Source organism: Pseudomonas sp. W22_MBD1_FP4 (assembly GCF_052113765.1).
Classification (GTDB): Bacteria; Pseudomonadota; Gammaproteobacteria; order Pseudomonadales; family Pseudomonadaceae; genus Aquipseudomonas; species Aquipseudomonas sivasensis.
Map to the genome: position 1 here is coordinate 80,950 of NZ_JBGQOI010000008.1, position 19,070 is coordinate 100,019.

Annotated in this window: 23 protein-coding genes and 1 tRNA gene; 22 read left to right on the forward strand and 2 right to left on the reverse strand. The window is 57.4% G+C overall.

Annotation, left to right across the window (positions count from 1 at the left end; all coding sequences use genetic code 11):
* Positions 1-89: 89 nt before the first annotated feature.
* The gene (locus ACEN2T_RS12550) at positions 90-1,430 is read right to left on the reverse strand and encodes an OprD family porin (RefSeq protein WP_122756131.1); all 1,341 of its coding nucleotides are present in this window, start codon (positions 1,428-1,430) and stop codon (positions 90-92) included.
* Between the two features lie 742 nt (positions 1,431-2,172).
* Here ACEN2T_RS12550 and ACEN2T_RS12555 point away from each other — a divergent pair.
* Together ACEN2T_RS12555 and ACEN2T_RS12560 are read left to right on the forward strand one after the other, a co-directional pair.
* Positions 2,173-2,598, forward strand: coding sequence for an HIT domain-containing protein (locus tag ACEN2T_RS12555; RefSeq protein ID WP_442116810.1), 426 nt, complete (start codon positions 2,173-2,175; stop codon positions 2,596-2,598).
* A 3-nt stretch (positions 2,599-2,601) separates the two neighbouring features.
* Positions 2,602-2,808 carry a SlyX family protein gene (locus ACEN2T_RS12560; RefSeq protein ID WP_032890904.1) on the forward strand — a complete coding sequence of 69 codons (207 nt, stop codon included), beginning with the start codon at positions 2,602-2,604 and terminating at the stop codon, positions 2,806-2,808.
* Positions 2,809-2,878: 70 nt separating this feature from the next.
* On the opposite strand, the gene ACEN2T_RS12565 is transcribed toward ACEN2T_RS12560, so the two are convergent.
* Positions 2,879-3,481, reverse strand: a complete 603-nt coding sequence (locus ACEN2T_RS12565) for a cold-shock protein (RefSeq protein ID WP_032890906.1) — start codon at positions 3,479-3,481, stop codon at positions 2,879-2,881.
* 426 nt (positions 3,482-3,907) lie between these two features.
* Between ACEN2T_RS12565 and ACEN2T_RS12570 the strand changes: the two genes are divergently transcribed.
* The 20 genes from ACEN2T_RS12570 to ACEN2T_RS12665 all read left to right on the forward strand — a co-directional run bounded on the left by ACEN2T_RS12570 (position 3,908) and on the right by ACEN2T_RS12665 (position 18,974).
* Positions 3,908-4,381, forward strand: coding sequence for a Dps family protein (locus tag ACEN2T_RS12570; RefSeq protein WP_003193874.1), 474 nt, complete (start codon positions 3,908-3,910; stop codon positions 4,379-4,381).
* Positions 4,382-4,561: 180 nt separating this feature from the next.
* Positions 4,562-4,903, forward strand: a complete 342-nt coding sequence (locus ACEN2T_RS12575) for a ribbon-helix-helix domain-containing protein (RefSeq protein WP_095185763.1) — start codon at positions 4,562-4,564, stop codon at positions 4,901-4,903.
* A 179-nt stretch (positions 4,904-5,082) separates the two neighbouring features.
* Positions 5,083-5,304: an FmdB family zinc ribbon protein gene (locus tag ACEN2T_RS12580; RefSeq protein ID WP_010208103.1), complete on the forward strand. Its 222-nt coding sequence runs from the start codon at positions 5,083-5,085 to the stop codon at positions 5,302-5,304.
* Between the two features lie 107 nt (positions 5,305-5,411).
* A complete protein-coding gene (gene aspS, locus ACEN2T_RS12585) occupies positions 5,412-7,187 on the forward strand; it encodes an aspartate--tRNA ligase (RefSeq protein ID WP_032890910.1) in 1,776 nt (591 codons plus the stop codon).
* 135 nt (positions 7,188-7,322) lie between these two features.
* Positions 7,323-8,069 (forward strand): YebC/PmpR family DNA-binding transcriptional regulator, encoded by a 747-nt coding sequence (locus ACEN2T_RS12590; RefSeq protein WP_122680773.1) that lies wholly within the window; start codon positions 7,323-7,325, stop codon positions 8,067-8,069.
* Between the two features lie 157 nt (positions 8,070-8,226).
* Positions 8,227-8,751, forward strand: coding sequence for a crossover junction endodeoxyribonuclease RuvC (ruvC, locus tag ACEN2T_RS12595; protein WP_032890913.1), 525 nt, complete (start codon positions 8,227-8,229; stop codon positions 8,749-8,751).
* A 68-nt stretch (positions 8,752-8,819) separates the two neighbouring features.
* The gene (gene ruvA / locus ACEN2T_RS12600) at positions 8,820-9,431 is read left to right on the forward strand and encodes a Holliday junction branch migration protein RuvA (RefSeq protein WP_003175802.1); all 612 of its coding nucleotides are present in this window, start codon (positions 8,820-8,822) and stop codon (positions 9,429-9,431) included.
* Complete coding sequence (gene ruvB, locus ACEN2T_RS12605; protein ID WP_003175801.1) at positions 9,432-10,490, forward strand: Holliday junction branch migration DNA helicase RuvB; 1,059 nt, start codon at positions 9,432-9,434, stop codon at positions 10,488-10,490. It begins immediately after the preceding gene.
* A gap of 139 nt (positions 10,491-10,629) precedes the next feature.
* Positions 10,630-11,085 (forward strand): tol-pal system-associated acyl-CoA thioesterase, encoded by a 456-nt coding sequence (gene ybgC, locus ACEN2T_RS12610; protein WP_032890914.1) that lies wholly within the window; start codon positions 10,630-10,632, stop codon positions 11,083-11,085.
* Between the two features lies 1 nt (position 11,086).
* On the forward strand, positions 11,087-11,782 hold the full coding sequence (tolQ, locus tag ACEN2T_RS12615; RefSeq protein WP_032890916.1) for a protein TolQ: 696 nt from the start codon (positions 11,087-11,089) through the stop codon (positions 11,780-11,782).
* A gap of 23 nt (positions 11,783-11,805) precedes the next feature.
* Positions 11,806-12,258: a protein TolR gene (tolR, locus tag ACEN2T_RS12620; RefSeq protein WP_160384999.1), complete on the forward strand. Its 453-nt coding sequence runs from the start codon at positions 11,806-11,808 to the stop codon at positions 12,256-12,258.
* On the forward strand, positions 12,258-13,331 hold the full coding sequence (tolA, locus tag ACEN2T_RS12625; protein ID WP_032890917.1) for a cell envelope integrity protein TolA: 1,074 nt from the start codon (positions 12,258-12,260) through the stop codon (positions 13,329-13,331). The genes tolR and tolA overlap by 1 nt, the downstream gene beginning before the upstream one ends.
* A 17-nt stretch (positions 13,332-13,348) precedes the next feature.
* Positions 13,349-14,629 carry a Tol-Pal system beta propeller repeat protein TolB gene (gene tolB, locus ACEN2T_RS12630; protein ID WP_032890919.1) on the forward strand — a complete coding sequence of 427 codons (1,281 nt, stop codon included), beginning with the start codon at positions 13,349-13,351 and terminating at the stop codon, positions 14,627-14,629.
* Positions 14,630-14,684: 55 nt separating this feature from the next.
* The gene (gene pal, locus ACEN2T_RS12635; protein ID WP_003209827.1) at positions 14,685-15,185 is read left to right on the forward strand and encodes a peptidoglycan-associated lipoprotein Pal; all 501 of its coding nucleotides are present in this window, start codon (positions 14,685-14,687) and stop codon (positions 15,183-15,185) included.
* 6 nt (positions 15,186-15,191) lie between these two features.
* The gene (gene ybgF, locus ACEN2T_RS12640) at positions 15,192-16,028 is read left to right on the forward strand and encodes a tol-pal system protein YbgF (RefSeq protein ID WP_032890921.1); all 837 of its coding nucleotides are present in this window, start codon (positions 15,192-15,194) and stop codon (positions 16,026-16,028) included.
* Between the two features lie 164 nt (positions 16,029-16,192).
* Entirely contained in the window at positions 16,193-16,840 is a 648-nt protein-coding gene (gene queE / locus ACEN2T_RS12645; protein ID WP_095185762.1) for a 7-carboxy-7-deazaguanine synthase QueE, read from the forward strand.
* 1 nt (position 16,841) lies between these two features.
* A complete protein-coding gene (gene queC / locus ACEN2T_RS12650; RefSeq protein ID WP_122753127.1) occupies positions 16,842-17,519 on the forward strand; it encodes a 7-cyano-7-deazaguanine synthase QueC in 678 nt (225 codons plus the stop codon).
* 63 nt (positions 17,520-17,582) lie between these two features.
* A tRNA-Lys gene (locus ACEN2T_RS12655) sits at positions 17,583-17,658 on the forward strand.
* Between the two features lie 190 nt (positions 17,659-17,848).
* The gene (locus ACEN2T_RS12660; RefSeq protein WP_032890927.1) at positions 17,849-18,427 is read left to right on the forward strand and encodes an NAD(P)H-dependent oxidoreductase; all 579 of its coding nucleotides are present in this window, start codon (positions 17,849-17,851) and stop codon (positions 18,425-18,427) included.
* 163 nt (positions 18,428-18,590) lie between these two features.
* A complete protein-coding gene (locus ACEN2T_RS12665) occupies positions 18,591-18,974 on the forward strand; it encodes a MerR family transcriptional regulator (protein ID WP_032890929.1) in 384 nt (127 codons plus the stop codon).
* Positions 18,975-19,070: the final 96 nt, after the last annotated feature.

Below are 19,070 nucleotides of genomic sequence, written 5' to 3' on the forward strand. Positions count from 1 at the left end.
TTTGTAGGTCATAAAAAAACCGGCGACCTGATTAAGGGCGCCGGTTTTTATTAGCGTTACGCGTTAGCGCAATCAGCTGACCACTGAAATTACAAGATGCTCAGTGGGTATTCTACGATCACACGGGTGTCGACCAGGTTGTCGTAGTTGGTCGCGCGGTAATCGCTGTTGGTGCCGCTGTAGATTGCGTTACGAACGCGGAAGGACAGACCTTTGGCCGGGCCTTCTTGCAGTACGTACTTGGCTTCCACGTCCCATTCGTGCTCTTTACCATCGCTGGAATCTGCAACGGTAACGTTGCTACCGCGAGTGTAACGGGTCATGAAGCTCAGACCTGGCACGCCGAACGAGGCCATGTTCAGGTCGTAGCGAGCCTGCCAGGACTTCTCGTCTTCGCCAACGAAGTCGGAGATTTGCACGGAGTTGGCCAGGTAAACGGTACCGCCACCGTCGACACCGTAGTTGTAACCGGTTTTACCAGAGGACTGCTGGTAAGCCAGGGTGAACTTGTGTGCGTCGATGCTATACGCAGCTGCCAGGCTCCAGACGCGGTTGTCCAGGTCGCCGCCCAGCTTCTTGCCGTCATCCTTGCTGCGGTAGCCGTTGAAGTCGAAACTCAACGATTGTTTGTCGCTCAGCGGCAGGGTGTAGAAGACGTTGACGTACTGCTTCTTCCAGTAGTCTTCAACATCGGAGGCGTGGAACGCGAAAATGAAGTTTTCAAGACCCGAGTAGGTAAAACCAGCGATGTTCGCTGCTGTCAGACCTGGGTTTTGCTTGCCGGTAACACGGCTGCGGCCGTTGATGGTGTCACGGCCCATGCCGGTTTGCGCGCTCAATGCACTGAAGCGGCCGGCGGTCAATTCCAGACCTTTGATCTCGTTGCTGGTGATCAAGGTGCCGGTGGCGACTTCAGGCAGCAGACGGCCGTCGTCGGTAGTGAAAACCGGGCTGGATACGAACTGGTTGCCATATTTCAGCACGGTGTCGGAGATGCGGAGTTTCGCTGCCCCTGCCACTTTGGACTGGGTGGATTCTGGCTCGCCAGCGCCATTGGTTGCGAACAGACCGTTACCGGCACGGCCCGCACCGCCATCAAGCTTATAGCTGCCCATGGCCATGGCATCGACGCCGAAGCCGACGGTGCCTTGGGTGAAGCCGGATTGGTAGGTGAGCAACTCGCTGATACCGGTGTCCTGACGGTAGCCGCTGACTTTGTCGTCGGTGCCGGTGGTGTAGTTACCGTTACTACGACGCACGTTACCCACGCCGTCCTTGTAGTCACGGTTCATGTACATTGCACGGGTTTTCGCGGTCAGGGTGCTATCTTCGATAAAGCCCTTTGCGTCGTCCTGAGAGGACGCGATTGCGAACTGCGAGGTGCCTGCAGAAACAGCCAGGGCGATCATGCTCCACTTCATCACGCGCATCGTGATTTGCTCCTTTGGTTTTCGGAAGAGTACTGCCGTCCCACCTGTATTTTTATCTGGGCGGCTCTTTCTTTTTTGTGTCGGCGCAAAGTTATATCACGCAGACTCTAATGACGATACTTACCAAACTTTCCTTTCAGCTTCTTTACGAGGCTGTCGTAAATTGCTAGCTCCATGTCGCAAATTCACAGTCCTGAATGTTACGGGACTGACAACTTCAATGCTGTTTTCAGACCTCTTTCGAAGTTTGAAACCTTCCGTGGGGCGCATCGAAACGCTGCTGTTCTTTTATCGCGAAACACCTGCTTCCAAACGGGTGTCGTTGCCGACGATGTGAGTGTGAATGCAACAAGCGCGCCCAAACCGGTAACCGAATGTCATTTTTTCGTGAAAAGCGTGGTGGGCGTGTAAAAACCTCATAAGTACGGGGTTTTTACGCCGTTTTGTTTGGGCTTGACGTGCATGGGTTACGCCTGTTCGGTGGTACTAAAACACTGTGCCAGAGAAAAACGTTACCGGTTCACCCTACAAGTGGGTAGTCGGCGGATCCCTTTGATGCACAAGTGGGTCATTTTGGTGCGCCCTTGAAAGGCCCGGATTAGCGTAGCTCAAATATTTGCCTGCCTCTTAAGAGTGCAGGTTTTTATCGGTTTGCGTTACGTTGCTGCCATTCGCCGTGAAGCCTGGCGCGTTCATAGGTATGCTGGCGCCTGAAACTGACCTTCCGAACGGAGTGCCCGTGGTGTTCGCCTTAGATCAACGTTTGCAACAAGACACACTGGTCATCGGGGACTTCCCGCTGTGCCGCCTGCTGCTGTCCAATGATTCGAACTACCCCTGGTTCATCCTGGTGCCGCGTATCAACGGTATCAGCGAAGTGTTTCAGCTGGATGTCGCAGATCAAGATACCTTGTGGCAAGAGACCACTGCCTTGGCGCAGTGGCTGAATGAAGGGTTGGCCGCCGACAAGATGAACATTGGCGCGCTGGGCAACGTCGTGAGCCAATTGCATGTGCATGTGATCGTACGAAAGCGTGATGACGCTGCCTGGCCTGCTCCAGTGTGGGGCAAGCATCCGGCCCAGCCGTACACTGAAGAGCAACTGGCCGCCATTCGTTCGCGTCTGCGCGAGATGCTGCCCGCCGACTTTATCTTTACCCAGGGCTGAACCATGGATCTGCAAGACCGCGTCACTGAACTGGAAAGCCGCCTGGCCTTTCAGGACGACACCATCGAAACCCTGAATGACATCCTGGTCACCCAGCAGCGGGCCGTCGAACGGCTGCAGTTGCAGATGACCGCGCTGCTTAAGCGCCAGGAAGAAATGGGCGGGCAATTCGAGTCATCCGAAGAAGAAGCGCCGCCGCCTCACTACTGATCGACAGGCAATAAAAAAACCGCGACCCAGCCAGGCTGGATCGCGGTTTTTTTTGCTGCGACGGCTGGAATCAGCGACGCGGCAATGCAGCGATCACGTCTTCGGCTTGTAGGCCTTTGTCGCGATTCATCACGGAAAACTCCACGCGCTGGCCTTCAACCAGAACACGATGGCCTTCGCCGCGAATGGCCCGGAAGTGGACGAAGATATCGTCGCCCGAATCACGGGAAATAAAGCCGAAGCCTTTGGATGTGTTGAACCACTTGACGGTACCGGTATCCCGATTGGTCATGTCGTAGTTTTGCGACGCGGCCGCGGGGGACGAGCGGTAGAAGCTGATAGCCAGGTGAAGAGCGATGGCGACCACAGCAATTACCAGGCTGAGCAGGATGGCCGGATGGCCGCCGACTTCAGGCATGGGTGCCAGGAGGGTGAGGGTTTGTACGACAACGGTCAGTACCAGCAGCGCGCTGACCAGGTTTTGCAGTTGATGGCGCGTGCCTTTGTTCCAGTAAGGGATTACTGGGGCGAGCGTCAGGTTAAGAAGGCCGAACAAGGCCAGGTACAAAGCGTCATGTTGTTGCAGGTAGGGCAGGCTTTCAGGCTGCAGGCTCGGGATAAAGGACAGCAGCAACGCTGCAACGCCCGTTAGCAGGTGGACGATTTTCAACATTTTGATTAACTCACGTTAAGACGGATCACAAGGAAGAGCTGACTGGCACGGTTCGCTTCTGAACAATGGGAGGCGTTGGGCACGTGCACGGGTATCAGCCTATGCCGCTCGCCGTGAAAAAACGGCGGCGACACGCTGCCTATTTAACAGCAAAGGCTGTGCCTACTCAAATCAAGCATTTTCGTGCTTTGCAGGGTGCGGGGCATTTCTGCGTGAAACGCTGGTCCTAGACAGGTGCAGGTGTTTTTTGGGCGGTTGGCGGGAATTTTCCTGCGTAGCTCAAAGGGCTTGGTTGCCGCCGAAGAGGGCGTAAAGCGCAGGACCATTTGCCGCACCGTGTCCTTGGCGGGCTGCGCGTCAGCAGCACTCTTGCTACAGTGGTCCTGCACCTGATCAATGAATGCTTGTCAATTGAAGGGGATAAACATGGCAATCGATATCGGTATCAGTGAAGAAGATCGTAAATCCATCGTCGATGGGCTATCACGACTGCTTTCCGATACCTATGTACTGTACCTGAAGACCCACAACTTCCATTGGAACGTCACGGGCCCCATGTTTCGGACGCTGCACTTGATGTTCGAAGAGCAGTACAACGAGCTGGCGCTGGCGGTTGACTCTATTGCCGAGCGTATCCGTGCCCTGGGTTTTCCGGCGCCGGGTGCCTATTCGATCTATGCCCGTCTGTCTTCCATCAAGGAAGAAGAGGGCGTACCCAGCGCAGAAGAGATGATCAAGCAGTTGGTGGCGGGCCAGGAAGCTGTCACACGGACCGCGCGGGGTATTTTCCCGCTGCTTGATAAAGTCAGCGATGAGCCGACTGCAGACTTGTTGACTCAGCGTATGCAGGTTCACGAGAAAACCGCGTGGATGCTGCGCTCTCTGCTCGAAAATCAGTAGTCGTTGACCCGGAGTGGCGCCATCGCGGCGCCACTTGCTTGTTTCCATGCATTTCCTAGCGTTGTCCTACGCCTTTCAACGTCCCGTCTTCTGGCTGCCTGCCTCGTCCTGCTGTTTTATAGGGTCACTGCCCAATGGGAGGACCCGTGGGCTGCTGTTTGGCAATGGAGTGTCAGGTGTATGTCACGTGGAGTGGATATTGGAGTAATGGAAACCGGTGGTTTTCATAAGATAAACGTCGACCCCTTCGCCAAGGGGTTCGATATGGGGCTGGCCAAGCCAATGTCCCGATCGGTACGGCTCAATGGGTTTTCCACTTGTCTGCGGCTTGAGCAGATCTATTGGAACATCCTCACGGAAATAGCCAGGATCAATGCCTGCTCTGTCAGTGCGCTGCTGTCCTATGTCGATCGGGAAGTGCACTTGCGGTATGGAGGTGTGAAGAACTTCAGTGGCTTGGTCAGGGTTGTGTGCGTGGTTCATCTATTAAAAGGCCGTGTTGCCTCGCCAAACCCTGAGTGATCGGTCGGCTTTGGGGCCGGTCCGCCGTCGAAGTGGACCAGGCTCCGGGCAGAAAGCCGGCTGCGCTGCCTCGATTTACCAGATATAATCTCGCGCTTTGCTGCTGCCGGGGCTTTCTCCCTCTGCTCTACTCCAAGAGCGGGCGCGGCACAGTAACGATCGATCGCCGAGACATCGCCATGCCCATGTACGACTATCAATGTGCTTCCTGTGGACATCAGTTGGAAGCCATCCAGAAGATCAGCGCCGCGCCGTTGGTCGATTGCCCGGCCTGCCAGGCACCCGAGCTCAAGAAGATGTTGTCCATGCCAGGCTTCCGCCTGAGCGGCAGCGGCTGGTACGAGACCGATTTCAAGACCGGCTCGAAGAAGAATCTGGCCGGCGGCGACAAAGCAGACTGAGTTGAACTCCACGCGCAGGCTACTGCATTATCCGTCCCCTGCTTAACTGTGCGGTGACGAGGCAAGCCTCCACCGAATTACGAATTACGAGAAGTGAAACCACGACCATGATGCGCAGCCACTATTGCGGCCAACTGAACGAGACCCTGGAAGGTCAGGAAATTACCCTTTGCGGATGGGTTCACCGTCGCCGCGACCACGGCGGGGTGATCTTCCTCGATATCCGTGATCGTGATGGTCTGGCCCAGGTAGTGTTCGATCCTGACCGTGCCGAGAGTTTCGCCGCCGCCGACCGCGTGCGCAGCGAATACGTCGTGAAGATCACCGGCAAGGTGCGCCTGCGTCCAGCCGGTGCCGTGAACGCGAACATGGCCTCGGGCGCGATCGAAGTGCTGGGCTACGAGCTGGAAGTGCTGAACGAGTCGGAAACTCCGCCGTTCCCACTCAACGAATACTCCGACGTGGGCGAAGAAACCCGCCTGCGCTACCGCTTCCTGGACCTGCGTCGTCCGGAAATGGCCGAAAAGCTGCGTTTGCGTTCGCGTATGACCACCAGCATCCGTCGTTTCCTCGACGAGAACGGCTTCCTTGATGTAGAAACGCCGATCCTGACCCGGGCCACCCCGGAAGGCGCGCGTGACTACCTGGTGCCTAGCCGTACCCACGCCGGTTCGTTCTTTGCGCTGCCGCAATCGCCACAGCTGTTCAAGCAACTGCTGATGGTGGCCGGCTTCGACCGTTACTACCAGATCGCCAAGTGCTTCCGCGACGAAGACCTGCGCGCCGACCGCCAGCCGGAATTCACCCAGATCGACATCGAGACCAGTTTCCTCGATGAAAAAGAGATCATGGGCCTGACCGAGCAGATGATCCGCAACCTGTTCAAGGAAGTGCTGGACCTGGAGTTCGGCGAATTCCCGCACATGACCTTCGAAGAAGCCATGCGCCGCTACGGCTCCGACAAGCCAGACCTGCGTAACCCGTTGGAACTGGTGGACGTTGCCGACCAACTGAAAGAAGTTGATTTCAAAGTTTTCAGCGGCCCGGCCAACGACCCTAAATGCCGCATCGCTGCCCTGCGCGTGCCTGGCGGCGCGAGCATGCCGCGCAAGCAGATCGACGACTACACCAAGTTTGTCGGCATCTACGGTGCCAAGGGCTTGGCGTACATCAAGGTCAACGAGCGCGCCAACGGTGTTGACGGTCTGCAATCGCCGATCGTGAAAAACATTCCGCTGGACAACCTCAACGCGATTCTTGATCGCGTTGGCGCGGTCGACGGCGACATCGTGTTCTTCGGTGCAGACAAAGCCAAAATCGTCAGCGAAGCCTTGGGCGCGCTGCGCATCAAGCTGGGCCACGACCTGGACCTGCTGACTTGCAAGTGGGCACCGATGTGGGTTGTCGACTTCCCGATGTTCGAAGAGAACGACGACGGCAGCTTCAGCGCCTTGCACCATCCGTTCACCGCGCCGAAGTGCTCGCCTGAGGAATTGGAAGCCAACCCGGCTGGCGCACTGTCCCGCGCCTACGACATGGTGCTCAACGGCACCGAACTGGGTGGCGGTTCGATCCGTATCCATCGCAAAGAGATGCAACAAGCGGTATTCCGCCTGTTGGGCATCAACGAAGCGGAGCAGGAAGAGAAGTTCGGCTTCCTTCTCGACGCCCTGAAGTACGGCGCGCCGCCTCACGGTGGCCTGGCGTTCGGTCTCGACCGTCTGGTGATGCTGATGACCGGTGCCCAGTCGATCCGTGAAGTGATCGCCTTCCCGAAAACCCAGAGTGCTGCGGACGTCATGACCCAGGCTCCGGGTGTGGTGGATGCCAAGGCGCTGCGCGAACTGCACATCCGTCTGCGCGAGACGCCAAAGGCTGAGTAAGGCTGCTGCGTGAAAGCGCTATAGGGTTTTACGCAGTCAAAAAGGCGCATCTTCGGATGCGCCTTTGCGTTAAAGAGCTGTATCCCGCCTGGGGCGGGGTTGATCAAGGTTTCTAGAGAATTTCGGAGTTGTGTTATGGCTGGCCATTCCAAGTGGGCGAACATCAAGCACCGCAAAGAGCGTCAGGATGCCAAGAAAGGCAAGATTTTCACCAAGTGGATTCGCGAGCTGACCGTCGCTGCCCGTCAAGGCGGTGGTGATCCGGGCTCCAACCCGCGTCTGCGCCTGGCACTGGACAAAGCGCTCGGCGCCAACATGAGCCGCGACATTATCGACCGCGCTGTGGCCCGTGGTGCCGGCGCTGCCGATACCGACGACATGGTTGAGCTGACCTACGAAGGCTATGGCCCAGGCGGCGTGGCGGTGATGGTCGAGTGCATGACCGATAACCGCAACCGCACAGCCGCCGCTGTGCGCCATGCGTTCAGCAAATGCGGTGGCAACCTCGGCACCGACGGCTCGGTGGCTTACCTGTTTGAGCGCAAGGGCCAGATATCCTTCGCGCCGGGTGTGGATGAGGATGCGCTGATGGAGGCCGCCATGGAGGCCGATGCCGACGATGTGGTCACCAACGAAGATGGCTCCATCGACGTGTTTACCTCGTTTGCCGGATTCTACGCTGTGCGTAACGCCCTGGAAGCGGCCGGCTTCAAAGGCTCCGACGCCGAGATCGTGATGCTGCCGACCACCAGCGCCGAGTTGGACTTGGATGGCGCGCAGAAGGTGCTGAAGCTGCTGGATATGCTGGAAGACCTGGATGATGTGCAAAACGTGTATTCCAACGCCGATATTCCGGAATCCGTGGCCGAACAGCTAGGCTGAGGAATGACGTAGATCCAAATGTGGGAGGGGGCTTGCTCCCGATGGCGGTCGTCCAGTTAGACATAAGCTGACTGACACGCAGCTATCGGGAGCAAGCCCCCTCCCACATTGGAACTACGGTGTATCAAAAAATGTGTTTATCCAACCTGCAGGCGTTATGACTTTAATCCTAGGTATCGACCCCGGTTCGCGCATCACCGGCTTTGGTGTGGTGCAACACACCCCGCGTGGCTGCGTCTATGTCGCCTCGGGCTGCATCCGCACCGGCGCGGGCGAGTTAGCCGAGCGCCTGCAGATTGTTTATCGCGGCGTGCGCGAAGTGATCCAGACCTACGGGCCGGTGACCATGGGCATCGAAAAGGTGTTCATGGCAAAAAACGCTGACTCGGCGTTGAAGCTCGGCCAAGCCCGTGGCGCTGCCATCGTCGCCGGCGCCGAAGAGAGCCTGGAAATCGCGGAATACACTGCTACTCAGGTCAAGCAGGCCGTGGTCGGCACCGGCGCCGCTAATAAAGAGCAGGTTCAGATGATGGTCATGCACATGCTCAAGCTCACCTCAAAACCGCAGATTGATGCCTCTGACGCCCTGGCTATTGCCATTTGCCATGCACACACTCGTTCCAGCCTGCTGCCCCACGGGTTGGGCACAGCACGCAGTCGTGGCGGGCGGCTGCGTCTCTGATAGCATCAGCGCAATCGAAATTTGCGGTCAGGCCTCGATCTGACCCCCACGCTTTAAGGATTTGAACCGTGATTGGACGCTTGCGCGGCACCCTGGCTGAGAAACAGCCGCCGCATCTGATTCTGGATGTAAACGGGTTGGGGTATGAACTCGAAGTGCCCATGACCACACTCTATCGCCTACCGTCGGTCGGTGAGCCGATAACGCTGCACACCCATTTGGTGGTGCGCGAAGACGCGCAACTACTCTATGGTTTCATCGGCAAGCGTGACCGAGACTTTTTTCGCGAACTGATTCGCCTCAATGGCGTAGGGCCGAAACTGGCGCTGGCCTTGATGTCGAGCCTGGAAGTAGACGAGTTGGTGCGTGCCGTTTCGGCCCAGGACACCTCGGCTTTGACCAAGGTACCGGGTGTGGGCAAGAAAACCGCCGAGCGCCTGTTGGTCGAGCTCAAAGACCGCTTCAAGGCCTGGGAGGTTGTGCCGAGCATGTTCGCCCTGGTGCCGAACCAACCGGATATGCCGGCGGGCCAAGTAGCGAGCGCCGAAAGCGATGCGGTCAGCGCGCTTATCTCTCTGGGCTATAAGCCGCAGGAGGCAAGCAAGGCGGTGTCGGCGATTAAAGACAAGAACCTGAGCAGCGAAGACATGATCCGCCGAGCCCTGAAGGGAATGATTTAAGTGATTGAAGCTGATCGTCTGATTGCGGCCACTGGCCCGCGCGACCGTGAAGAAGTTCAGGACCGGGCCATCCGCCCCCTGAGCCTGGCCGACTACATCGGCCAGCCCACCGTGCGTGAGCAAATGGAGTTGTTTATCCAGGCCGCGCGCGGGCGCAGTGAATCCCTGGATCACACATTGATTTTCGGTCCACCGGGGCTGGGTAAAACCACCCTGGCCAATATCATTGCGCAGGAAATGGGGGTGTCGATCAAATCCACCTCCGGCCCGGTGTTGGAGCGTCCGGGTGATCTTGCGGCGCTGCTCACCAACCTTGAACCTCACGACGTACTGTTTATCGACGAGATTCACCGGTTGTCGCCCATCGTTGAGGAAGTGCTGTACCCGGCGATGGAGGACTTTCAGCTCGACATCATGATCGGCGAAGGTCCGGCGGCGCGCTCGATCAAGCTCGACCTGCCACCGTTCACCCTGGTGGGGGCGACGACTCGTGCGGGCATGCTCACCAACCCATTGCGAGACCGTTTCGGCATTGTTCAGCGTCTTGAGTTCTATAGCACGGCGGATCTGGCGACCATCGTCAGCCGTTCGGCGAGCATACTTGGCTTGCCCCTGGACCCGGAAGGCGCGTTTGAGATTGCGCGTCGTGCCCGCGGCACGCCACGGATCGCCAACCGATTGCTGCGTCGTGTGCGCGATTTTGCTGAAGTGCGGGCCAAGGGGCATATCACCAAGGCAGTGGCTGACCTGGCGCTGAACTTGCTGGACGTGGACGAGCATGGTTTCGATCACCAGGATCGACGTCTACTCTTGACCATGATCGAGAAATTCGACGGCGGCCCGGTGGGCGTTGACAGCCTGGCTGCGGCCATCAGTGAAGAGCGGCATACCATTGAGGATGTGCTGGAGCCGTACTTGATCCAGCAAGGTTACATCATGCGCACGCCAAGAGGGCGGGTGGTGACGCGTCACGCTTACCTGCACTTTGGGTTAAACATTCCGTCACGATTGGGTGAGATGCCCGTGGTAGACGAATTCCTCGATGCAGTGGACGATTAAAAGCTTCATGGGGGTCGATTTATTCGATGTTTGTGCTGTCCCAGTGTCTGGCGTCGTCATTCAGTCACTGCAAATGTTTCAAAGAATGAAAAAACAGTTGCCCAGCCGGATTGGCAACCTCAGGAGTAAGCACTAGAGTATGCGCGCGCAAAACGGGGATCAGTCGTTCGCACATCGCTGTCGCGTTTATTACGAGGACACCGATGCCGGCGGCATCGTTTATTACGTCAATTACCTCAAGTTCATGGAGCGGGCTCGAACCGAGCGGCTACGGGAGCTGGGCTTTGCCCAATCCCAGCTGGCAGGGGAGGACCTGTTATTCGTCGTGCATTCCAGCGAGGCGCGTTACCACGCGCCGGCGCGACTGGACGACGAGCTTCTGGTTAGCGCTGAAGTAATCGAATTGAACCGTGCCAGCCTGCGTTTCAAGCAGCAGGTCAGGCGGGCAACGGATGCAACGCTGCTCTGTGAGGGGCAGTTCCTGGTGGCGTGTGTACGCACCAACAGTTTGAAACCTCGGGCCATTCCCGAAACTCTACGTGCGGCCTTTGCCGCCGTGAGCGGCGCGGGTAAACAATCAAAGCAGGAGATTTAGCGTGGAACCTACCGTCGTCGACCATTCCTCCATGTGGAGCCTGGTCAGCAATGCCAGTGTTGTGGTTCAACTGGTGATGCTGATCCTGGTAGCCGCATCGGTTACCTCTTGGGTCATGATTTTTCAGCGCAGCAACCTGCTGCGTGCCGGTCGACGTGCCCTGGAGAGCTTTGAAGAGCGCTTCTGGTCGGGTATCGACCTGTCCAAGCTCTACCGCCAGGCCGGCAGCAACCCGGACCCGGATTCGGGTGTGGAGCAAATCTTCCGGGCCGGCTTCAAGGAATTCTCGCGTCTGCGTCAGCAGCCGGGTGTTGATCCGGAAGCAGTGATGGAAGGCGTGGCTCGTGCCATGCGCGTCGCCATCTCCCGTGAAGAAGAGAAGCTGGAGCAGAGCCTGCCGTTTCTCGCCACCGTTGGTTCCGTCAGCCCGTACATCGGCCTGTTCGGTACCGTGTGGGGGATCATGAACTCCTTCCGAGGCCTGGCCCAGGCCCAGCAAGCTACCCTGGCCACAGTGGCCCCAGGTATCGCCGAAGCTCTGATCGCTACCGCGATCGGCCTGTTCGCCGCTATCCCCGCTGTTATCGCCTACAACCGTTTTGCCGCGCGCGGCGAGAACCTGATTGGCCGTTACTACACCTTCGCCGATGAATTCCAGGCGATCCTGCACCGTAAAGTGCACACCAGCGAAGAATAAGCAGGTACTCCCCGATGGCTTTAATCACTCGAGCTCGAACCAAGCGCAAGCCGGTCGCCGAGATGAACGTAGTGCCTTACATCGACGTGATGCTGGTGCTGCTGGTGATCTTCATGGTGACCGCGCCGATGCTCAACCAGGGTGTGAAGGTTGATCTGCCCAAGGTTTCCAGCGAAGCCTTGCCTCAGGACAACAATACCCAGGTCTTGACCATCTCGATCAAGGCTGACAAGACCTATTACTGGAACCTTGGCAGCGAAGTCGACACCCAGAAGCAGCAGGACAAGGCTCTGACCCTGCCGGCGATGACTGATGCTGTGACCAAGATCATTCGCTCCGGCAACGAAGGCGGCAAGCACACCCAGGTCTTCATTCGCGGCGACAAGTCGGTCGACTACGGCTCCGTCATGGGCGCCATGGGCGGGCTGCAGAAGGCCGGCGTCGGTAACGTTGGCTTGATTACCGAGGCGCCCTGATGCAGCAACAGCGAGAGCCGTCCGCCTCGGAAAGCTACTTCTGGCCTAGCGTCTGGGCAATTGCCCTGCATGTCCTGGTGTTTGGCATGTTGTTCGTCAGCTTTGCCATGACCCCGGACTTGCCGCCAGCCAAGCCGATCGTGCAGGCGACCCTGTATCAGCTGAAATCGAAAAGTCAGGCCACCACCCAGACCAATCAGAAGATTGCGGGTGAGGCCCAGAAGTCGGCTGCGCGCCAGACTGAAGTCGAACAGATGGAACAGAAGAAGGTCGAGCAGGAAGCGGTGAAGGCTGCTGCGGAACAAAAGAAAGAAGAGGCGGCTCAAAAGGCCGAGGAATCGAAAAAGGCTGACGAAGCGAAGAAGGCCGACGAGGCGAAAAAGGCTGATGAAGCCAAGAAGTCCGAGAAAGCTGCCGAAGCTAAAAAGGCTGAAGAGAAACAATTGGCTGATATAGCCAAGAAGAAATCTGAAGAAGAAGCGAAAAAAGCTGCCGAAGAAGAGGCCAAGAAAAAGGCCGCTGAAGAGGCCAAGAAAAAGATAGTCGAAGACGCGAAGAAGAAAGCCGCCGAAGACGCCAAGAAAAAAGCTGAAGCAGACGAGGCGAAGAAGAAGATCGCCGACGACGCGAAGAAGAAAGCTGCAGCCGACGCCACCAAGAAAAAGGCCCAGGAAGCAGCGCGTAAATCCGCCGAAGAGAAAAAGGCCCAGGCCTTGGCAGATTTGCTCTCCGACACGCCGCAGCGTCAGCAAGCCTTGGCCGATGAGCGTGGTGATGAAGTCGCGGGCAGTTTCGACGACCTGATTCGGGCACGGGCAGCAGAAGGCTGGACACGTCCACCTTCGGCGCGCAAAGGCATGACAGTAGTGCTGCAGATCGGCATGTTGCCGGACGGTACGGTGACTTCGGTCAGCGTGGCCAAGTCCAGTGGTGATGGTTCGTTCGACAGTTCGGCGGTTGCCGCAGTCAAGAACATTGGCCGGTTGACCGAGATGCAGGGAATGAAACCAAGCGACTTCGCTCCCTATCGTTCATTCAAGATGACATTCACACCTGAGGATCTAGCCTTGTGAGAAACCTTCTTCGAGGAATGCTTGTCGTTATTTGCTGTATGGCAGGGATAGCGGCGGCGGATGAAAAGAACATCCTGGTAACCAGCGGTAGCGACCGGGCCACCCCGATCGCTGTTGTACCGTTCGGTTGGCAGGGCGGCAGTGTGCTGCCGGACGACATGGCCCAGATCGTCAGCGACGACCTGCGCAACTCCGGTTACTACGCGCCGATTCCGAAAGGCAACATGATCAGCCAGCCGAACCAGGCCAGCGAAGTCGTGTTCCGTGACTGGAAAGCCGTTGGCGCCCAGTACCTGATGGTCGGCAACATCGTGCCGGCCGGCGGTCGCCTGCAAATCCAATACACCTTGTTCAACGTGGCCACCGAGCAACAGGTCCTGACCGGCAGCGTTTCGGGCACCACCGAACAACTGCGGGACATGGCCCACTACATCTCGGACCAGTCGTTTGAAAAACTCACCGGTATCAAAGGGGCGTTCTCGACACGCCTGCTTTACGTAACGGCTGAGCGTTTCTCTGTAGATAACACTCGCTACACTCTGCAGCGCTCGGACTACGACGGCGCACGTGCCGTGACGTTGCTGCAATCGCGTGAGCCAATCCTGTCGCCGCGCTTTGCGCCGGACGGCAAGCGCATTGCCTACGTGTCGTTCGAACAGAAGCGTCCGCGCATTTTCGTCCAGCACATCGATACTGGTCGTCGTGAGCAGATCACCAACTTCGAAGGCCTCAACGGCGCGCCAGCCTGGTCGCCGGATGGTTCGCGCCTGGCATTCGTGCTGTCTAAAGACGGCAACCCGGATATCTACGTGATGAACATGGCTTCGCGCCAGATCAATCGTGTTACCAGTGGCCCGGGTATCAATACTGAACCGTTCTGGGGCAAGGATGGTTCGACCATCTATTTCACCTCTGACCGGGGCGGCAAGCCACAAATCTACAAATCGAGCATTAGTGGTGGCGGCGCGGAACGAGTGACCTTTATTGGTAACTACAACGCTAACCCTAAGCTTTCGGCTGATGAAAAGACGTTGGTGATGATTCACCGTCAGGATGGCTTCACTAATTTCCGGGTTGCGGCCCAGGATTTGCAGCGTGGAACCGTAAAAATCCTCACAGATACCAACCTTGATGAGTCAGCTACTGTTGCGCCCAACGGCACCATGGTAATCTACGCCACCCGCCAGCAGGGCCGGGGAGTCTTGATGCTCGTGTCCATTAATGGACGCGTGAGGCTCCCGCTTCCTACCGCTCAAGGCGAAGTCAGAGAACCGTCCTGGTCCCCTTACCTGAACTGACGCGGCGCTACAAAAAGAAGTACTTAACACACTGGGGTTCATTAGGAGTTTCACGATGGAAATGCTGAAGTTTGGTAAGTTTGCTGCTCTGGCTCTGGCTCTGTCCGTAGCCGTTGGTTGCTCGTCTAAAGGCGGCGACAATGCCGGTGAAGGCGCAGCTGTTGATCCAAACGCTGGTTACGGCGCTAACACTGGTGCAGTTGACGGCTCCCTGAGCGAAGAAGCTGCTCTGCGCGCTATCACCACTTTCTACTTCGAATACGACAGTTCGGACCTGAAACCAGAAGCCATGCGCGCTCTGGACGTTCACGCGAAGGACCTGAAAGCTAACGGCGCTCGCGTTGTTCTGGAAGGTAACACCGACGAACGTGGTACTCGTGAGTACAACATGGCACTGGGCGAGCGTCGTGCGAAAGCCGTTCAGCGCTACCTGGTACTGCAAGGTGTTGCTCCAGGCCAACTGGAACTGGTTTCCTACGGTAAAGAGCGTCCAGTTGCTACTGGCCACGACGAGCAGTCCTGGGCTCAAAACCGTCGCGTCGAACTGCGTAAGTAATTCGTCATGCGAACGTGCCGTCGTGCTCTAACTGTATTGGCTCTCAGCTTCGCACCGCTTGCGGTGTGGGCTGCGGTTCCTGTGGAAGATAGCAACTCTGGCTATAACAATAGCGGGAGCAGCTATCCGCCAGCAGGTTATGGCACGAACGGCGCCTATGCTGGGGGGGCGGCTACGTCCGCCCCTTCGGCACAGGGCGAACTGTTCAACCAGCTGCAACGCATGCAGGATCAATTGGCGCAGCAACAAGGCACCATTGAAGTTCTGCAGAATGAAGTGCGTCAGCTGAAGCAAGAAGGCCTGGAGCGTTACCAGGATCTTGATCGACGCATAGGAGCCGGCGTTACACCTGCCGCTACTCCTGATAATTCTTCTGCCGGTGGCGCGCCAAGCGCCGCTGCCGGTGGTGCAGCAGTAGGGGCCGCGGCCGCGAGCCAAGCCCCTGCCGCCAGCAGTGAACCGGGTGATCCTGCGAAGGAAAAGCTGTATTACGATGCAGCCTTCGACCTGATCAAAGCCAAGGATTTCGATAAGGCCAGCCAGGCGTTTACCGCCTTCCTGCGCAAATACCCAAACAGCCAGTACGCGGGCAACGCCCAGTACTGGTTGGGCGAGGTGAACCTGGCAAAGGGTGATTTGCAGGGGGCGGGCCAGGCATTTGCCAAGGTCAGCCAGCTGTACCCCAAGCACGCCAAGGTGCCGGATTCGCTGTACAAACTCGCTGACGTAGAGCGCCGCCTGGGTCATACCGACAAGGTCAAAGGCATTCTGCAGCAGGTCGTTGCCCAATATCCGGGCACTTCTGCTGCACAGTTGGCTCAACGGGATCTGCAACGCTTGTAAGCGATGCTGTCCGTTTAGAAGAAACCCGCGCCTGGCGCGGGTTTTTTCGTTAGAATCCACGCCCTTTTATGACACCCGCTTCCTGGGGCCTACGCGTTGGCGGGGTTCCTTGAAGTGCCTGACGGAGGCGGACAGCCTGTTTAGCTGTTACGCCCGTGGCGACTATGCAAGACACATTACGCATCACCGAAGTTTTTTACTCGTTACAGGGTGAAACACGCACCGCCGGCCTGCCCACAGTATTTGTGCGCCTGACCGGCTGCCCGTTACGTTGCCAATACTGTGACAGCGCCTATGCCTTCAGTGGCGGCACCGTTCGAACCCTTGAAGACATTCTGGAGCAGGTTGCCGGCTACCGGCCGCGTTACGTCTGTGTGACAGGCGGCGAGCCCCTGGCTCAGCCCAACGCCATTCCTTTGCTCAAGCAGTTGTGTGATGCCGGTTACGAAGTCTCCCTGGAAACCAGCGGTGCTTTGGATATCTCCGCGGTAGACCCGCGTGTGAGCCGAGTGCTAGACCTCAAAACCCCAGGCTCCAAGGAAGCGCACCGCAACCTTTACGAGAACATCGAACTGCTGACGCCCAACGATCAGGTCAAGTTTGTCATCTGTTCTCGTGAGGATTACGACTGGGCCAACTCCAAGTTGATCCAGTACGGCCTCGAACGCCGTGCCGGTGAAGTGCTGTTCTCCCCCAGCCACCATGACCTGAACGCACGCGATCTGGCCGACTGGGTGGTTGCCGATAACTTGCCCGTACGCCTGCAATTGCAGCTGCATAAATACCTGTGGAACGACGAGCCGGGGCGCTGAGATGACTGATCAAAAGCGCGCAGTCATTCTGCTGTCCGGTGGTCTCGACTCCGCCACATTGGTGGCCATGGTGCGAGCGCAAGGCTATAGCTGTTACACCATGAGCTTCGATTATGGCCAGCGTCACCGCGCCGAGTTGAACGCGGCTGCGTGCGTCGCCCGCGACCTCGGTGTGATCGAGCACAAGGTGGTTGGCCTGAATCTAGGCGGGATGGGTGGTTCGGCGTTGACCGACAGCACCATCGACCTGCCAGAAGCACCCTCGGAAGGCATCCCGGTCACTTACGTACCGGCACGCAACACAGTGTTCCTGTCCCTGGCCCTTGGCTGGGCCGAAGTGCTTAACGCCCGCGACATCTTTATCGGCGTCAATGCGCTGGATTATTCCGGTTACCCGGACTGCCGTCCGGAGTTCGTCGAATCCTTCGAACGCATGGCCAACCTGGCCACCAAGGCCGGTGTAGAGGGGCAGGGGTTTCGTATCCAGGCGCCGCTGCAAAACATGAGCAAGGCCGATATCGTGAAGGCTGGCGTAGGACTTGGCGTCGATTACGCGCTGACTGTTTCCTGCTATCAGGCAGACGAAGGCGGTAGTGCCTGTGGGAAATGTGACAGCTGCCGGCTGCGTGCAGAGGGCTTCAAAATGGCCGGAATTACGGACCCAACGCGTTATTTCTGATTTATTTCAAATAAGGTGTTGAATAATCCTTAGAAATCAGTATTATACGCGCCACCACACAGCGGGTCGTTAGCTCAGTTGGTAGAGCAGTTGGCTTTTAACCAATTGGTCGTAGGTTCGAATCCCACACGACCCACCATTTTTGGCGGTTTAGAAAATCCGGAAGGCCCACGTAAGTGAGGATTTCCGGGTTTTTTTTTGCCTGCGATTTGGAGCTTACCTGCCGGTGCGCAATGCACCCGGCTATACCAGCATTTGGCAAACCTCCCTGTTGACTCTCCCGTTACGGGCACACCCTATTCTGAACGCTCAACTTTCAGGATGAAGTGATGATGAGTAAGCGAGTTCTGGTGATTTTGGGGCATCCCTCAACCGACAGTTTCTGTGGAGCACTGACCGACACTTATGTGGAGGCGGCTACACGTGCGGGGCATGAGGTGCGTCTGTTACGGCTGGATGCGCTGCGCTTCGATCCCGTGCTGCACGATGGCTACAAGCAGGTTCAGCTCTTGGAGCCTGATCTGCTCAAGGCGCAGGCCGATATCACTTGGGCTGAGCACCTGGCGTTTGTGTATCCCATCTGGTGGGGAGGGATTCCGGCCTTGATGAAAGGCTTTTTCGATCGGATATTCCTTCCCGGTTTCGCCTTCAAGTACCGCGAAGGCAAAGCCTTTCCCGACAAGCTCTTGAAGGGGCGCACCGCTCACTTGCTGGTCACGATGGATACCCCGCCGTGGTACTACAAATGGTTCTATCGCATGCCGGGGCTACACCAGATGCGCAAGACCACGTTGGAGTTCTGCGGCATCAAACCGTTGAAGACCCTCACGTTCGGGCCGATCCTCGGTTCCGGCGATTCCCAGCGACAAGCCTGGCTCAAGCAAGCTCAGGAGATCGCTGCTCGTTGACACACCGCTGTACAGCATCGCCTTGCAACAGGCGATGCCTGCTTCATCTCTGCCACTGCATAGCCTTTTGACACTGTCGGGTTTCAGACGCCGCACACATGTGTGAAGATGCGGCGCGCCAAAGTGCGCCCCCCCCGTCTGTGCCATAAAAAAGGACTTTTACATGTATATCGGCAAAGCAGCCCAGCTGTCGGGCACGACAGTCAAGACCATCCGCCACTATGAAGACATTGGTTTGCTGCCACCGCCTGCGCGCGAAGGTAAGTACCGGGTCTATAGCCAGCAAAGCGTTGAACTGCTGACGTTCATCAAATGCGCGCAGCAGCTTGGCTTCAAACTCAAGGAAATGCAGGCGATCCTTCAGGATCACCGCGGCCAGGAGCTGCCGTGGGATTTGGCCAACCAGGCCATTGCGGATAAAAAGCTGGAACTGAAGACTCAGATCGAAGGGTTGCAAAGCATCTACGACGGCCTTGAACAGTTCGAAAGCAGCCTCAAGGACGCCCAGTACCAATGCCAGTTTGAACATCTGTCCAAAACGGCCTGAACGAACGTGCTGCACAATCTCATGAAGCGGTGTGTGCGCTTCGCAAACGCCGGCAATCCGTGGTTGCTCAATGGATATGGCCGGCGTCGTCCTCTT

Coding starts and splice junctions, on each gene's coding strand:
- ACEN2T_RS12550 (WP_122756131.1), bottom strand. CDS start 1,430: ATGCGCGTGATGAAGTGGAGCATGATCGCCCTGGCTGTTTCTGCAGGC.
- ACEN2T_RS12560 (WP_032890904.1), top strand. CDS start 2,602: ATGGATCTGCAAGACCGCGTCACTGAACTGGAAAGCCGCCTGGCCTTT.
- ACEN2T_RS12565 (WP_032890906.1), bottom strand. CDS start 3,481: ATGTTGAAAATCGTCCACCTGCTAACGGGCGTTGCAGCGTTGCTGCTG.
- ACEN2T_RS12570 (WP_003193874.1), top strand. CDS start 3,908: ATGGCAATCGATATCGGTATCAGTGAAGAAGATCGTAAATCCATCGTC.
- ACEN2T_RS12575 (WP_095185763.1), top strand. CDS start 4,562: ATGTCACGTGGAGTGGATATTGGAGTAATGGAAACCGGTGGTTTTCAT.
- ACEN2T_RS12580 (WP_010208103.1), top strand. CDS start 5,083: ATGCCCATGTACGACTATCAATGTGCTTCCTGTGGACATCAGTTGGAA.
- aspS (WP_032890910.1), top strand. CDS start 5,412: ATGATGCGCAGCCACTATTGCGGCCAACTGAACGAGACCCTGGAAGGT.
- ACEN2T_RS12590 (WP_122680773.1), top strand. CDS start 7,323: ATGGCTGGCCATTCCAAGTGGGCGAACATCAAGCACCGCAAAGAGCGT.
- ruvC (WP_032890913.1), top strand. CDS start 8,227: ATGACTTTAATCCTAGGTATCGACCCCGGTTCGCGCATCACCGGCTTT.
- ybgC (WP_032890914.1), top strand. CDS start 10,630: ATGCGCGCGCAAAACGGGGATCAGTCGTTCGCACATCGCTGTCGCGTT.
- tolA (WP_032890917.1), top strand. CDS start 12,258: ATGCAGCAACAGCGAGAGCCGTCCGCCTCGGAAAGCTACTTCTGGCCT.
- tolB (WP_032890919.1), top strand. CDS start 13,349: ATGCTTGTCGTTATTTGCTGTATGGCAGGGATAGCGGCGGCGGATGAA.
- pal (WP_003209827.1), top strand. CDS start 14,685: ATGGAAATGCTGAAGTTTGGTAAGTTTGCTGCTCTGGCTCTGGCTCTG.
- ybgF (WP_032890921.1), top strand. CDS start 15,192: ATGCGAACGTGCCGTCGTGCTCTAACTGTATTGGCTCTCAGCTTCGCA.
- queE (WP_095185762.1), top strand. CDS start 16,193: ATGCAAGACACATTACGCATCACCGAAGTTTTTTACTCGTTACAGGGT.
- queC (WP_122753127.1), top strand. CDS start 16,842: ATGACTGATCAAAAGCGCGCAGTCATTCTGCTGTCCGGTGGTCTCGAC.
- ACEN2T_RS12660 (WP_032890927.1), top strand. CDS start 17,849: ATGATGAGTAAGCGAGTTCTGGTGATTTTGGGGCATCCCTCAACCGAC.
- ACEN2T_RS12665 (WP_032890929.1), top strand. CDS start 18,591: ATGTATATCGGCAAAGCAGCCCAGCTGTCGGGCACGACAGTCAAGACC.